This is a genomic window from Bradyrhizobium sp. HKCCYLRH3097 (genome assembly GCF_051167875.1).
Classification (GTDB): domain Bacteria; phylum Pseudomonadota; class Alphaproteobacteria; order Rhizobiales; family Xanthobacteraceae; genus Bradyrhizobium.
The window spans coordinates 1,232,750-1,247,436 of record NZ_JBNPTX010000001.1 but is presented as its reverse complement, the minus strand read 5'-3'; the positions used below and the strand labels follow the sequence as shown (position 1 = coordinate 1,247,436).

General features: G+C 67.2%; 12 protein-coding genes. 11 read left to right on the top strand and 1 reads right to left on the bottom strand.

The window, feature by feature from the left end; all coding sequences use genetic code 11:
• Positions 1 to 143: 143 nt before the first annotated feature.
• From ACQR0U_RS05590 to ACQR0U_RS05545, 10 genes are all read left to right on the top strand, one after another.
• On the top strand, positions 144 to 1,439 hold the full coding sequence (locus tag ACQR0U_RS05590; protein WP_315767816.1) for a cytochrome P450: 1,296 nt from the start codon (positions 144 to 146) through the stop codon (positions 1,437 to 1,439).
• Between the two features lie 183 nt (positions 1,440 to 1,622).
• The gene (locus ACQR0U_RS05585) at positions 1,623 to 2,894 is read left to right on the top strand and encodes a cytochrome P450 (RefSeq protein WP_315713991.1); all 1,272 of its coding nucleotides are present in this window, start codon (positions 1,623 to 1,625) and stop codon (positions 2,892 to 2,894) included.
• A 276-nt stretch (positions 2,895 to 3,170) separates the two neighbouring features.
• Positions 3,171 to 3,710, top strand: coding sequence for a thiamine pyrophosphate-binding protein (locus ACQR0U_RS05580; RefSeq protein WP_315752662.1), 540 nt, complete (start codon positions 3,171 to 3,173; stop codon positions 3,708 to 3,710).
• Entirely contained in the window at positions 3,710 to 4,291 is a 582-nt protein-coding gene (locus ACQR0U_RS05575; RefSeq protein ID WP_315713989.1) for a thiamine pyrophosphate-dependent enzyme, read from the top strand. Before ACQR0U_RS05580 ends, ACQR0U_RS05575 begins: the two co-directional genes overlap by 1 nt.
• 162 nt (positions 4,292 to 4,453) lie before the next feature.
• Complete coding sequence (locus ACQR0U_RS05570; RefSeq protein ID WP_315713988.1) at positions 4,454 to 5,620, top strand: acyl-CoA dehydrogenase family protein; 1,167 nt, start codon at positions 4,454 to 4,456, stop codon at positions 5,618 to 5,620.
• Positions 5,621 to 5,629: 9 nt separating this feature from the next.
• Positions 5,630 to 6,742: a CaiB/BaiF CoA transferase family protein gene (locus ACQR0U_RS05565; RefSeq protein ID WP_315713987.1), complete on the top strand. Its 1,113-nt coding sequence runs from the start codon at positions 5,630 to 5,632 to the stop codon at positions 6,740 to 6,742.
• Positions 6,743 to 6,744: 2 nt separating this feature from the next.
• Positions 6,745 to 7,593: an FAS1-like dehydratase domain-containing protein gene (locus ACQR0U_RS05560; RefSeq protein WP_315713986.1), complete on the top strand. Its 849-nt coding sequence runs from the start codon at positions 6,745 to 6,747 to the stop codon at positions 7,591 to 7,593.
• A 174-nt stretch (positions 7,594 to 7,767) separates the two neighbouring features.
• Positions 7,768 to 9,390: a benzoylformate decarboxylase gene (gene mdlC, locus ACQR0U_RS05555; protein ID WP_434842692.1), complete on the top strand. Its 1,623-nt coding sequence runs from the start codon at positions 7,768 to 7,770 to the stop codon at positions 9,388 to 9,390.
• A gap of 43 nt (positions 9,391 to 9,433) precedes the next feature.
• On the top strand, positions 9,434 to 9,709 hold the full coding sequence (locus tag ACQR0U_RS05550) for a hypothetical protein (RefSeq protein WP_315713984.1): 276 nt from the start codon (positions 9,434 to 9,436) through the stop codon (positions 9,707 to 9,709).
• Positions 9,710 to 9,713: 4 nt separating this feature from the next.
• On the top strand, positions 9,714 to 11,486 hold the full coding sequence (locus ACQR0U_RS05545; RefSeq protein ID WP_434842691.1) for a hypothetical protein: 1,773 nt from the start codon (positions 9,714 to 9,716) through the stop codon (positions 11,484 to 11,486).
• Between the two features lie 396 nt (positions 11,487 to 11,882).
• On the opposite strand, the gene ACQR0U_RS05540 is transcribed toward ACQR0U_RS05545, so the two are convergent.
• A complete protein-coding gene (locus ACQR0U_RS05540) occupies positions 11,883 to 13,580 on the bottom strand; it encodes an outer membrane beta-barrel protein (RefSeq protein WP_434842690.1) in 1,698 nt (565 codons plus the stop codon).
• Between the two features lie 510 nt (positions 13,581 to 14,090).
• On the opposite strand from ACQR0U_RS05540, the gene ACQR0U_RS05535 reads away from it, so the two are divergent.
• Positions 14,091 to 14,402 carry a MarR family winged helix-turn-helix transcriptional regulator gene (locus tag ACQR0U_RS05535; RefSeq protein WP_409977923.1) on the top strand — a complete coding sequence of 104 codons (312 nt, stop codon included), beginning with the start codon at positions 14,091 to 14,093 and terminating at the stop codon, positions 14,400 to 14,402.
• The last annotated feature ends 285 nt before the right edge of the window (positions 14,403 to 14,687 follow it).

Below are 14,687 nucleotides of genomic sequence, written 5' to 3'. Positions count from 1 at the left end.
GCCCGACGTCCGGACAAATACCAGCGTTGCGACGCAAGACCGGCCCGGCGGCCCCACTCCGCGCTTGCCCCGCGCTCCCGGGCAGGATGTAATCGCACCCAACATCGCCGGACAGCTCAAATCCGGCCATCAGGGAGACGTCCATGCACGGGACCACCACGACGGCCGAGGCACAGCGACACGCCGCAGCAGGCGAGCGCGTCGACGACACGGCCGCCAGCCGCGCCGCATCGTTGCCGCTCGCCGAATTCGACCCCGGTCATCCGGAGTTGTTCCGTACCGACACGCACTGGCCCTATTTCGACCGGCTGCGTCGCGAGGATCCGGTGCACTACTGCAAGGAGTCGATGTTCGGTCCCTACTGGTCGATCACCCGATACGACGACATCATGGAGATCGAGACAAACCACGCGGTGTTCTCCTCGGCGTCCGCGCTCGGCGGCATCACCATTCGCGACGTCGATCCTGACCTGCGCCGCGAGAGCTTCATCGCGATGGATCCGCCGCGCCATGCCGCGCAGCGCAAGACCGTGGCACCGATGTTCACGCCGACACATCTCGACGAGCTCGCGATCAACATCCGCAAGCGCTCCGCCGAATGCCTGGACAATCTGCCTGTCGGCGAGGTGTTCGACTGGGTCGATCGCGTCTCGATCGAGCTGACCACGCAGATGCTGGCGGTGCTGTTCGACTTCCCCTGGGAAGACCGCCGCAAGCTGACGCGCTGGTCGGATATCGCGACCACGATCCCCGGCCCCGATGGGCTTGTCGCGACCGAGGACGAACGGCAGGCCGAACTGATGGACTGTGCGCGCTATTTCGCCCGGCTCTGGCAGGAGCGCGTCAACCAGCCGCCGAAGAGCGACCTGCTGTCGATGATGGCCCACAGCGAGGCGACCCGGAACATGGACCCGAAGAACTTCCTCGGCAATCTCGTGCTCCTGATCGTCGGCGGCAACGACACCACGCGCAATACCATGTCCGGCAGCATCTATGCGCTCAGTCAGAACCCTGATCAGTACCGCAAGCTCAAGGACAACCCCGCGCTGATCGACAGCTTCGTCCCCGAGGTCATCCGCTGGCAGACCCCGCTCGCCCACATGCGCCGTACCGCGCTGGAAGACATCGAGTTCCGCGGCAAGCAGATCAAGAAAGGCGACAAGGTCGTGATGTGGTACGTCTCGGGCAACCGCGACGAGGCCGCCATCGAGCGTCCCTACGACTTCATCATCGACCGTGTCAGGCCGCGCCAGCATCTGTCATTTGGCTTCGGCATCCACCGCTGTGTCGGCTTGCGATTGGCCGAACTGCAACTCAAGATCATCTGGGAGGAGATCCTGAAACGATTCGATCATATCGACGTGATGGACGAGCCGAAGCGGGTCTATTCGAGCTTCGTGAAGGGATATGAGACGTTGCCGGTACGGATTGCAGTGTGAACTGATCGCGGTGCAGATCAACTTTGCCGTCATGCCCCGCGCAGGCGGGGCATCCCGTATTCCGGAGAACGATATTGCAATATGATTGACGTCTCGACGTACTGGATCGTCCGCCTTTGCGGAGGATGACGTGAGTACGATCGGTACGGCAGCAAGAAACAGCAGCAAGAAAAGGACCACCCCATGACCGTCCAGGCCGCGCTTCGCTCCGATAAGGCCGATCTGCTGCGCGACGCGCGCCTCGAGGCCTACTCGACGCCGATCGAGGACTTCCATCCCGGCGCGCCCCGGCTGTTCCAGAACGACACGATCTGGCCGTGGTTCGAGCGGCTGCGCAAGGAGGCGCCCGTGCACTACTGCACCAAGGCGCCGATCGAGCCCTATTGGTCGGTGACGCGCTATCACGACATCATGCATGTCGATACCAACCACGCGGTCTTCTCGTCGGACGTCAGCAATGGCGGAATCATGATCCGCGACGTGCCGCCGGGCTATGAGTGGCCGAGCTTCATCGCGATGGACGAGCCCCGCCATGGCGAGCAGCGCAAGACCGTGCAGCCGATGTTCACGCCGGACCATCTCGACGAGATGGCGGTGCTGATCCGGCAGCGCTCGGCCAAGGTGCTGGATTCGCTGCCGCGCAACGAGACCTTCAACTGGGTCGAGAAGGTCTCGATCGAGCTGACGACACAGATGCTGGCGACCCTGTTCGACTTCCCGTTCGAGGAGCGCCGCAAGCTGACGCGCTGGTCGGATGTCTCCACCGCCCTGCCCAAGAGCGGCATCGTTTCGTCGGAGGAGGAGCGCCGCCGCGAGCTCGGCGAATGCGCCGAGACCTTCGGCCGGATGTGGAAGGCGCGTCAGGCCGAGCCCGGCCGCGACCTGATCTCGATGATGGCGCACAGCGAGGCGACGCGGCACATGACGCCGGACAATCTGATGGGCAACCTGATCCTGCTCATCGTCGGCGGCAACGACACCACCCGCAATACGATGACGGCATCGGTGCTGGCGTTGAACGAGAACCCGGCCGAGTATCAGAAGCTGCGCGACAATCCGGCGCTGATCGAGACCATGGTGCCCGAGGTGATCCGCTGGCAGACGCCGCTCGCCCACATGCGCCGCACCGCGCTGGTCGATACCGAGCTCGGCGGGAAGACGATCAAGAAGGGGGACCGCGTCGTGATGTGGTACGTCTCGGGCAACCGCGACGGGGAGGTGATCGAGAACCCCGACGCCTTCATCATCGACCGCAAGCGGCCGCGCATTCATCTCTCATTCGGCTTCGGCATCCACCGCTGCGTCGGCATGCGACTCGCCGAGTTGCAGCTGCGCATCGTCTGGCAAGAGATCCTCAAGCGCTTCGACCGCATCGAGGTCGTGGGCGAGCCGAAGCGGGTCTATTCCAGCTTCGTCCGCGGCTATGAATCGCTGCCGGTGCGGATCCCGGGGTGAGTTCCTGTTGCTCCCGCCACTCCACATGACGATCGCGTGGTCGGCCGCATGGGGCCTCATGGTTCGAGACGCGCCGCGAGCGGCGCTCCTCACCATGAGGGTGAGGAGCCGCGCACCGGCGTCTCGAACCATGAGGCCTCCCCAGCCGGACCACGAGGCCCTAGGCTGCCTATGAGAATCCGGCATGGCGGGTTGAACGAGATTCAATGGGCTTCGACGGTCGTTTCTGGCTAAATCATCCGCTGCACCATCGGTGCTCATGAACCTCAGGACGCCATGGCCGCTTCCGACACGCCCACCACCGACTGGCCGCTCGCCATCTACGAGGCGCTGAAGGCGGCCGACGTCCGTCAGCTGTGCTACGTCCCCGACGCCGGCCATTCCCGCCTGATCGGCCTCGCCCATGACGATCCCGCGATCGCCACCACGGTCCTGACCACCGAAGAGGAAGGTGTCGCGCTCTCCGCCGGCGCCTGGCTCGGCGGGCAGCGCGCAGTGCTGCTGATGCAGTCGAGCGGCGTCGGCAATTGCGTCAACATGCTGTCGTTGCTTCAGAGCTGCCGCTTCCCGTTCCTCGCCTTCGTGACGATGCGCGGCGAGTGGGCCGAGTTCAATCCGTGGCAGGTGCCGATGGGCAAGGCGACGCAGGCGGCCTTCGAGATCATGGGCGTCACGGTGTTCCGGCTGGAACGTCCCGAAGACGCCGGCGAGATGGCGGCCGCTGCAGCGAGGCTCGCGTTCGACAGCGATCAGCCGATCGCGGTGCTGATCTCCCAGCGCATGATCGGCGCCAAGAAGTGGACGGAGGCGAAGTGATGGGAGCACCGCTCGACCGCCGCACCGCCGTCAAGGCGCTGCTGCAGAACCGTGGCGACCTGCTGGTCGTCAGCGGCCTCGGCTCATCGTCCTACGACGTGTTCGCCGCGGGCGATCACGACGCCAACTTCTATCTCTGGGGCGCGATGGGCGGCGCGGCCATGATCGGCCTGGGTCTCGCACTGGCGCAGCCATCGCGCCCGGTCGTCGTCATCACCGGCGACGGCGAACAACTGATGGGGCTCGGCAGCCTCGCGACTGCAGCCGCGAAGAAGCCCAAGAATCTCTCGATCGTCGTGCTCGACAACGCCCATTTCGGCGAGACCGGGATGCAGATGAGCCATTCCGGGCTCGGCGCAAATCTCGAGCTGATCGCGACCGGAGCCGGCTTTCCCTCCGTCAGCACGCTCGAGGACAGCGCGGCGCTCGACGCCTTCCGGCCAAAGCTGCACGCGTTCTCCGGGCCGCACTTCGCCCGCGTCGCGATCTCGACCGATCACGTTGACCGCGCGCTGCCCGCACGCGACGGTGTCTTCCTCAAAAACCGTTTCCGCGGTCATCTCGGATTTCCCGTCAGCTAGAACGTCGCCGCAGGCGGCCTGCTCTGTCGCTCCGGCAAGGCTGCTCGGCTGCAACGCTGGCATTCCAAGCTTGCCAAGCGTGACCCGCTTGGTCATAGGCTATCAGGAAACAAGTCCAGGGAGAGAGCCCAGGCCGCGTCACGGCGGCCGGCGGAGCAACACATGACAGACCAGCATCAGCACGACGATTACGCCGATATCCGCGACGCGGTGGCCAAGCTGTGCGCGCAGTTCCCTGGTGAATATTGGCGCAAGCTCGATCGCGAGATGGCCTATCCCTCGGCCTTCGTCGATGCGCTGACCGAGGCGGGCTATCTCTCCGTGCTGATTCCCGAGGAATATGGCGGCGCGGGATTGAAGCTGTCGGCCGCTGCGGCGATCCTCGAGGAGATCCAGCGTGCCGGCTGCAATGGCGGCGGCTGTCACGCCCAGATGTACACGATGGGCACGGTGCTGCGCCACGGCTCCGCCGAGCAGAAGGCGAAGTGGCTGCCTAAGGTCGCCAGCGGCGAGTTGCGGCTGCAGGCTTTCGGCGTCACCGAACCCACTTCGGGCACCGACACGACGTCGCTGAAGACGGTCGCGAAGCGCGACGGCGACAGCTATGTCGTCAACGGCCAGAAGATCTGGACCAGCCGCGCGGAGCATTCCGACCTGATGATCCTGCTCGCGCGCACCACGCCGAAAGAGCAGGCGCAGAAGCGCACCGATGGTCTCTCCGTCTTCATCGTCGACATGCGCGAGGCCAAGAAGGCCGGCCTCACCATTCGTCCCATCCGGACGATGATGAACCACGCCACGACGGAAGTGTTCTTCACCGACATGCGGGTGCCGGCGGAGAACCTGATCGGCGAGGAAGGCAAGGGCTTCCGCTATATCCTCTCCGGCATGAACGCCGAGCGCATCCTGATCGCGGCCGAATGCGTCGGCGACGCCAAATGGTTCATCGCGAAAGCCACCGCCTATGCCAAGGAGCGCGTCGTGTTCGGCCGCCCGATCGGCCAGAACCAAGGCATCCAGTTCCCGATCGCCAAGGCCTATGCGTCGATGCGGGCCGCGGAGCTGATGGTCAAGGAGGCCACGCGCAAATACGAGGCCGGGCTCGACTGCGGCGCCGAGGCCAATATGGCCAAGATGCTCGCGGCCGATGCGTCGTTCGAGGCGGCCAATGCCTGCATCCAGACCCATGGCGGCTTCGGCTTCGCCGAGGAATACGACGTGGAGCGCAAATTCCGCGAGACGCGGCTGTATCAGGTGGCGCCGATCTCGACCAACCTCATTCTCTCCTACGTCGCCGAGCACGTGCTCGGCATGCCGCGCTCGTATTGAGGTCGGGCCATGCTGCCGCTTGAAGGGATCATTGTCGTCGCCGTCGAGCAGGCGGTGGCCGCGCCGTTCTGCTCGTCGCGTCTCGCCGATGCCGGCGCTCACGTGATCAAGATCGAGCGGCCCGAGGGCGATTTCGCCCGCGGCTACGACGCCGCCGCCAAGGGTCAGAGCAGCTATTTCGTGTGGCTCAACCGCGGCAAGGATTCCGTCGTCGTCGACCTTTCAAGACCGGAAGGTCGCGCCGAGCTGGAGAAGCTGATCGCCGGCGCCGACGTGCTGCTGCAGAACCTGAAGCCCGGCTCGATGGACAGAATGGGCTTTGCCCGCGAGCGGCTGCGCAAGGACTATCCGAAGCTGATCTGCTGCACCATCACCGGCTATGGCGACTCCGGTCCCTACGCCGATCGCAAGGCTTATGACCTGTTGATCCAGGCCGAGAGCGGGCTGGCCTCGATCACCGGCGGGCCGGACGGCCCCTCCCGCGTCGGCATGTCGATCGTCGACGTCGCGACCGGCGCGACGGCGCATGCCGCGATCCTGGAGGCGCTGATCAGGCGCGGCCGCACTGGCGAAGGCGCCGACATCAGGATCTCGATGTTCGACGTGATGGCCGACTGGCTCACCGTGCCGCTGCTCAACGCGGAAGCCGGCAATGCGCCGAAGCGCATCGGCCTCGCCCACCCCTCGATCGCGCCCTATGGCGTGTTCACCTCGAAGGACGGCAAGGACATCCTGATCTCGATCCAGAGCGAGCGCGAGTGGAAGACGCTGTGCGCCAAGGTGCTGGACCAGCCCACATTGCCGGACGATCCGCGCTTCGCCAACATGGTCGAGCGCGTGCGCAACCGTGCGCTGACCGACGGCATCGTCGCGGAGCGCTTCGCGGCGCTGTCGCGCGATGAGCTGCTGGGCAAGCTCGCGAGCGCCGACATCGCCTTTGCCGAGGTCAACAGCATGGCCGACCTCGCGGTTCATCCGCATCTGCGGCGGATCGAGGTGAACACGCCGAACGGCGTCGTCAGCTATCCCGCGCCGGCGGCGATCGTGGTCGGCGACGACAGGTGTTACGGCGCCGTGCCCGCGATCGGCGAGGCGGCCTCGCCGCATCAGCGAAAGGGATGATCATGACGGACACGCTCGATCTCGATCACCTCCGGCAATGGGTCGGCCGCAGCGCCGAGGCCACCGACCTCGTCACCCCGCAGCTCACCAAGGGGCTGCGCGCGACGCTGTTCCAGGAGATCGGCGAACCGACAACCGGCGACATCGCGCCCTACACCGTGCACTGGTGTTTGGGCCAGCCGGTGTTTCCACACGATCAGCTCGGCCCCGACGGCCATCCGACCCGCGGCGGCTTCCTGCCGCCGGTACCCTTGCCGCGCCGCATGTGGGCGGGCGGCGAGGTGCAGTTCATCGATCCCTTGCGCGTCGGCGATGTCGCGACGCGCGTGTCGACCATCACCGACGTCGCGCTGAAGAGCGGCTCGACCGGCCAGCTCTGCTTCGTGTCGGTGGAACATGTCGTATCGACGTCGCGCGGGGTCGCGATCCGCGAGCGCCAGGACATCGTCTATCGCGACATGGGTGGCGCCCAGGCTGCGCCGGCGAAGGCGCCGCCGCCTCCGCCGGTCGCGCAGCACAGCGAGACGCGCGTCTCCGATGCCGTGCTGTTGTTTCGCTATTCCGCCCTGACCTTCAACGGCCATCGCATCCATTACGACCGCGACTACGTCACCAGGGTCGAAGGCTATCCGGGCCTGATCTTCCACGGACCTTTGCAGGCCGCGCTGCTGGTCGAGTTCGCCGCCAGACTTAAGGGCAAACCGCCGGCCAAGTTCGCCTATCGCGGCGTGCAGCCCTTGTTCGAGGGCAGCGCGTTCTCGGTGAATGCGAATGACAAGGATGGCGGCCTGGAGCTGTGGACCGCCAACGCCGAGCGACAGCCGACGATGAAGGGCACCGCGAGTTGGTGACGTAGACTCTGTCGTTCCGGGGCGGTGCGTCGCGACAGAATGGCGAAGCCATTTTGGCGCAGAGCACCGAACCCGGAACCTCGAGGTGAGGGAGAAGAACCGCTCGAGATTCCGGGTTCGATGCTTCGCATCGCCCCGGAATGACGACCCACAAAAGCACCCGAGGGAACGCCTTTGGCCAAAACAACGAAAACAACAACCAAACCCGTCACCGTCAAGCAGGCCACCTTCGAGCTGCTGCGCGCCTTCGGCATCAAAAAGGTGTTCGGCAATCCCGGCTCGACCGAGCTGCCGTTCCTCAGCGACTGGCCCGAGGACATCGACTACGTGCTCGGCCTGCAGGAGGCTTCCGTCGTCGGCATGGCCGACGGCTATGCCCAGGCGACGCGCAATGCCGGCTTCGTCAACCTGCATTCGGCGGCCGGCGTCGGCAACGCGCTCGGCAACATCTACACCGCGCACCGCAACCAGACGCCGCTGGTCATCACCGCCGGCCAGCAGGCGCGCTCGATCCTGCCGCTGCAGGCCTTTCTCTATGCCGAACGCCCGTCCGAATTCCCGCGCCCTTACGTCAAATACAGCGTCGAGCCGGCGCGGCCCGAGGACGTGCCGGGCGCGATCGCCCGCGCCTACTACAGCGCGATGCAGCCGCCTTGCGGGCCGACCTTCGTCTCGATCCCGATCGACGACTGGATGCATCCGGCGCAGCCGATCACCGCGCGCAAGGTGAGCCGCGAGCTCGGCCCCGATCGCGCCGCCATGGACGAACTGGTGAGCGCACTTGCCGCCGCGAAGAATCCCGCGCTCGTGGTCGGCCCCGGCATCGACCGCGCCGGCTGCGTCGAACTGATGGTCGAGGTCGCCGAGAAGGCCAAGGCCGCGGTCTGGGTCAGCCCGTTCTCGGCGCGCTGCTCGTTTCCCGAGCGCCATCCGCAATTCCAGGGCTTTCTGCACGCCTCGCCCGGACAATTGTCCGACGCCCTGAAACCGCACGACCTCGTCGTCGTGATCGGCGCGCCGGTGTTCACCTTCCATGTCGAGGGCCACGCCGCGATCTTCGACGGCGCCACCACGCTTTATCAGATCACCGACGACGCCGAAGGCGCCGCGGTGCCGCCGGTCGGCACCAGCATCATCGCCACGATGCGGCCGGCGCTGTCGCTGCTGCTGGAGCTGCTGCCGGAGACCAGGCGCGCGGCGCCGAAGGGCCGCGTGCTACCCGATGCACCGAAGCCATCCGATCCGATTCCGGTCGACTATCTCCTGCACACGCTGGCGCAGGCGCTGCCGGCGGGCAGCGCCGTGGTCGAGGAGATCCCCTCGCACCGGCCGGTGATGCACAAGTACATGCCAATGCCCGGCGCGGAGTCGTTCTACACGATGGCGAGCGGCGGGCTCGGCTACAGCCTGCCGGCGGCGGTCGGCATGGCGCTGGGCCGTCGCACCGGCCGCACGGTGTGCCTGATCGGCGACGGCTCGGCGATGTATTCGCTGCAGGCGCTGTGGACCGCCACGCAGCGCAGGCTGCCGCTGACGGTCGTCGTCATCAACAATTCCGGCTATGGCGCGATGCGCTCGTTCAGCCAGGTCATGCAGGTGCGCAACGTGCCCGGGCTCGAGCTGCCCGGCCTCGATTTCGTCAAGCTCGCGGACGGCATGGGCTGCGACGCAGTGCGCGTGAACCATGCCGCCGATCTCGCCGGTGCGCTGACGCGAGCCCTCGCCCATGCCGGCACGAGCCTCGTCGAGGTGATGGTCGACGCCGCTGTCCCGCTGCTCTACGCCCAGAAGGGCTGAGCCGCCGTTCGCACAGCGGACGACTTTCACGGCATATGCGACAATGCGTCGCATCTTCAATGGCGGCGGCATGGCTCGCCGCGAAATGCTCATCGGCCCGCCGCAACCGTGCAACCGGCGTTCCGACTGCAACCGTTTGTTTCAAAAGCTTTCTGTTCCCCTGCGCCATCTCGTCGCGGCCGGCTTGCCGCAAACATCGCGAAATCCTGCCGTCAGCTTGCAGGCAGACGCCTTGCTGCTTGCAAGGTCCGACCATTCTGCAAGCCAAAATCATTTTCAAAAGGTTCCATCATCCAATCCAGCGTACCAAGGGAGTTGAGCTGATGGCGGATAAGAAGAATCTTCAAACCGCGGCGTCGAGGACCGATCTCTATCGCCATGTCAGCGTGCTGGCCCTAATGTCCGCTCTGGCGGTGACGGCGCTGCCGCATCAGGCGGCCAATGCGCAGGCCATGACCACCGCCCTTGCCACTTCGGCCACCACCAACGCCGCCGCGAAGGCGGCGCAGGAGGCGGCGGCGAAGGCCGCGGCCCAGGCAGCCGCCAAGGCGGCCCAGGATGCCGCTGCCAAGGCTGCAGCCGCTGCCGCCGCCAAGGCCGCGCAGGACGCCGCCGCCAAGGCTGCGGCAAACGCTGCCGCCAAGGCTGCAGCGAATGCTGCCGCGAAGGCGGCGACCGACGCGGCAGCGAAGGCCGCAGCCAGCGCCGCTGCGAAGGCCGCGGCCGGCGCCGCCGCCAAGGCTGCGAACACCGCTGCGACCACGGCCGCCACCACCGCCGCGGCGACCGCGGCGAGCACCGCCGCCAAGACGGCGGCCGTAACGACCGGCACGGCTGCGGCCAAGCCCGTCGCTGCCGTCGCCACGACCGCCGCCAAGCCCGCCGCTGCCGCCACCGCCGCAACGACGACGACCGGTATGGCCAAGACCGCAGCCGCGACCAGCACCACGACGAGCGCGGCGAAGCCGGCCGCCGCGGCAGCGACCACCACCGTCGCGGTCGCCAAGGCCACCGCGACACCCGCAGCCGCAGCGACGCCGGCCAAGGCGGCTGCCGCGGCGTCGAGCAGCACCGATGCCGTCGCCAAGGCCAACGCAGCGGCCGCGGCCGCCGCGCAGACCGCCGCCGCCGCCGAGGCGCAGGTCGCTGCCGACCGCAAGGCTATCGACGTCGCCCGTCAGGCCGAGCAGAACGCACGCGGCGCCGCGATCGAGGCCCAGGAGCAGGCCGAGAAGAACCCGACCGCCGCCAACCAGGCCGCGGCGACCGCGAACGCTGCGAAGCTGACGGCAGCCTCGGCCGCGCTGCAGGCCGCGTTCCAGAAGCTCGACAAGGACATCGACGTCTCCAACGAGGCCAAGGAAGCCGCCAACGCCGCCAAGGACACCGCGCGCGAGACGGCCGAGGCCGCCGGCAAGGCGGCCCAGCAGGCCGGCCAGGCGGCCGGCAACGCCAACAATGGCGGCAATGCCAACAATGGCGGAGCGGCGGCCGGCAACGGCAACAACAACAATAACAACAACCAGCAGAACCAGGCGGCCCAGGAAGCCGCCGAGCAGGCCGCGCTGCAGGCGGCGTTGAAGACCGGCGAGCAGGCACGCGCGGTCGCCCAGCAGAAGACCCAGGCCGCGCAGGCGGCTGCGACCCAGAACCAGAAGACGGTCGAGGCCGCGCTGAACCAGAAGATCGGCACGATCGATGCGACGGTGGAAGCGGCCGAGCAGAAGGTGAACGCCGACCGGCAGGCGCTGGAGCAGGCGCGTCAGGCCGCGCAGCAGGCCAAGCAGGACGCACAGGAGGCCGCCGAGGTCCTCGAACGCGCCAACAATGCGGCCAACCAGGCCGCACTGGCGGCGGCCCAGGCCAAGGCGCAGACCACCGCCAACGCCTTCAACCAGGTCAATGCGACGCTGAATGCCGACAATCAGGCCCTGACCCAGGCCCGCGAGACCGGCGAGCAGCAGGAGCAGGCGCTGCGGGCCGCGGCTCAGCAGCAGATCCAGGCCGGCTACACCGCCGCCCAGCAGGCCACCCAGGCTGCCTGGGCCGAGGCGCAGCAGATCGGCAACGCTGCGCTGGCCGCGCTCGAACAGTGAGACCGCTGCGCTCCGCGCCGCCTGTCGGCTTACGCCGGGCGGCGCGGACACGGATAACGATAACAAGACCATCACCAGCCGCATGCCGAACCAATCCGGGACGACCCACGCGTCGGCGACCTGACCTCATCCCGCCGCGTGAGACGCCCGGGTCCCCCCCACCCGACCGGCATGCATTGCCTTCAAGCCCCGTCCCCTGCGGGGCTTTTCTTTTGCGCGCGACAGACCAGCCGGTTCTGGTCGATGCAGACCAGCCGCGTCGTTCGCAATCCGGTCAGACATCCGTCGCGGCGTCTGGGTCCCCGTCGGCGTCGCACCCGCGCTGTCGCGCGGCTTGCCCGGGACGACGGCGGAGATGCAGGGCGGCGAAGGTGCGCCACCGGACCCGGCCGCTGCTCAATATTGGAATCGCACGCCGACGACGCCGACCACCGTCATGAAGTTGTTGAGCGCGATGTTGGAGCGGGTCCATTCGGTGCGGACCTCGCTCTTGAGCTGAACGTTGCGGTTCATCTTGTAGGTGCCGCCGGCGGCGACGAACATGCGCTGGTCGACGCGGCCGATGCCGACGAACTGATCCTGGCCGTAGCCGCCGCGCAGCGTGGCGATCAGCCACGGCTCGAACTGATGGTCCATCTGCAGGATCACGTCGCGCGACAGGATGCCCGAGACGTTCATCGCCGGCGTCTCCGAGGCCTGCGAGCGCGCCACCAGCACGAAGGTCGTGGCGTCGGTCGCGGCCCAAGCGAGCGTCGCATCCGCGATCACGCCGTTGATGTTCGGCATCAGCGGCGAGTCCATGCGGCGCGAGAGATAGCCGACCGAGGCCTCGCCGGTCAGCGATCCCATGTTGACGACGGCGCCGCCGCGCGCGGTGATGCCGCTGGAATCGCGGCGCTGGCCGTTGAAGTCGACCTGCAGATCGTGGTTGCGCCGATCGAAGCTCATGTCGACGAACGGCGAGATGTTCGGCGTGAGCACATAGGTGACGCGGACCTGCGCGCCCGGCTGGGTGTAGTTGCGATCCTGCGTCCGCAACGGCACGTTGGCCAAGATCAGCGCGTCGTTGAACATGACGCGGTCGGCCGATCCCTTGAATGCGATCTCGGCGGGACCGATCTTCTGCAGCACGCCGGCGCTGCCGCCGAACGTCGTGGCGCGCGGCAGCTTGAGCGCGCCCGGAAGCGCCAATGCATCGTTGACGAAACGCGCCTCGCCGGTGATCGCGGTGCCCTCGGTGACGTCGTAGCGCCCTTGCGCCCGCGCCTCGAACGTCGGATGGCTGAGCGAGCGGACGTTGCTGTCCTCGGTGTAGGCGCCGCGGAAATCGGCGTTGAGCTGATGCCGCTCCCATTGCGAGCGGACCGCGACCTCCGTCGCCACGATGGCGACCGGTGAGCCCTGCCCGCCGTTGCGCCGCGTGGGATTGGTGTCATAGCCGGCCTGGATCTCGACGGCCGGTTTCACCAGGAACGACCCGACCGTCACGCCCGTCGGATCATAGGGCTTCGCGTCGGCGGTCACCGGCTGCGGCTTCACCGTATTCAGGTTGCGATCGGGAAGAACGTCGCGGTTGCGCAGCACGGCCGCGGGCTGAACGGCTGCCACGGTCTCGTCTGGCTTGGCCGGCGGCGCCTCGGCGGCTGCTGCGGGCTTTGCCGCGATCTGCCGTGCGGCCGGTTGCGGCGCGGCGCGTTGAGCGTCTCCCGCCGGCTCGGCCGTGGCCATGCGCGCGCCACGGGCGGGCTGAAACGCGGAGAATCCGAAGCTGCCGACCGGCGCGCCGGGCCTGCCCGGCGCGGCCAGCGACGGCGCACCGGCCTCGCGCACCGGACGCAGCAATGCGCTCACGCCACGCGGGTCCTGGCGCATCATCAGCGTCCGGCTGTCGTTGGTGATCCGCGGAACGTTGTAGTAGATGCTGCGCGCCGTCACGTGACGAAAGAACAGCCGGTCGGCGCGTCCCGGGACGACGTCCGTCGGCTTGGCCTTGATGGTCTGCTGCGCGGACGCGCCGTCCACCACTACCATCACGGTCAGCAGCAGCACCTCGACGAGCGCGAGCGTGACCCCGCGGTGGGATCGCGTCACCATGAGCCGCTTGGTCCGCACCGCGAACGCGCCGGTCTTGCGTGGTGAATGAGCCTGCAAAGCAAATGCCGGGGTATGCCAATATCACGCGACGAGGTCGGGTCAGGGCGCCGTCGCGATGAATACGCAGCGCATGCACGCGACGAAGCCCCTTGCCTTGGAGATAGCCGGCAAACGTCGGCGGAAGTTTTGCCGAGCTGGGAACATTTCAGGCGAGATTGAGAGCTGTTCGCAACGAGCCGCCGCGGAGCGGCGCCGAAGCATCTTCGCGTTCGTAGAAAGCACTAATTAGTTGAAACGGTGACGATCGCTGCGCGGCTTCGCGGAAGCTGGCGAAATTCCGACTTCAGCATGAAGCTGTTTCGACCACGATCGCTCGCGTCCGAGACCGCTCGGCGATCGCGGGCCTTGCGCCATCGGCGACAGCCGACGCCTTTCAGATTCAGACCGCGAGGAAGCCGCCGTCGGCCGCCAGGACGTGGCCGACGACGTAGCACGACGCGTCTCACCGCGATGCAGCTCGGCGCGGTCCTGCACCTGGAAAAATCCGGCGTCAGCCGCATGGTCCGCAAGCTGATCGACAGCGGCGAGTTGCAGGAGACAATCGATTCCGGCGACGCCCGCATCAAGCCGCTCTGCCTCACCGCGAAGGGACGGAAGAGGGTGGCCACGCTGCACGCCTTCGGCCGCCAGCAGGTCCGCGGCGCCCTGTCGGCCCTGTCGAAGACCGAGCGGCGCACGGTGCGCGAGGGCCTGTTGCTGTACGCCCGCGCGCTCGAAGCCTGGCGCGCGGCAGAGCAGGACATGCAACCGTCGGAGCCATGAGGGCGCCCGACGGGCAGATTGCGCATACACACCATGACGAAACTGCCCGTCGTGTTGAAATGCCGCAGCATGCGGCCTTGCGCCGTCGGGCAAATCAGGACGATCTTTCCGCGCATCCCGCCTCACCACGGAGGGGCGTTGCGCGCGATCGTCACGACACGCGAGGCGGGATGCGATGGCCGTGGCCATGCCGCAGCGTAGCTTGCTACGCGGACGAACGGCGTGGCCGCGGACGTGAAGTCGCAGCGTCCTGACACCCCGATGCTGGTGTTACGTTCGCGATGG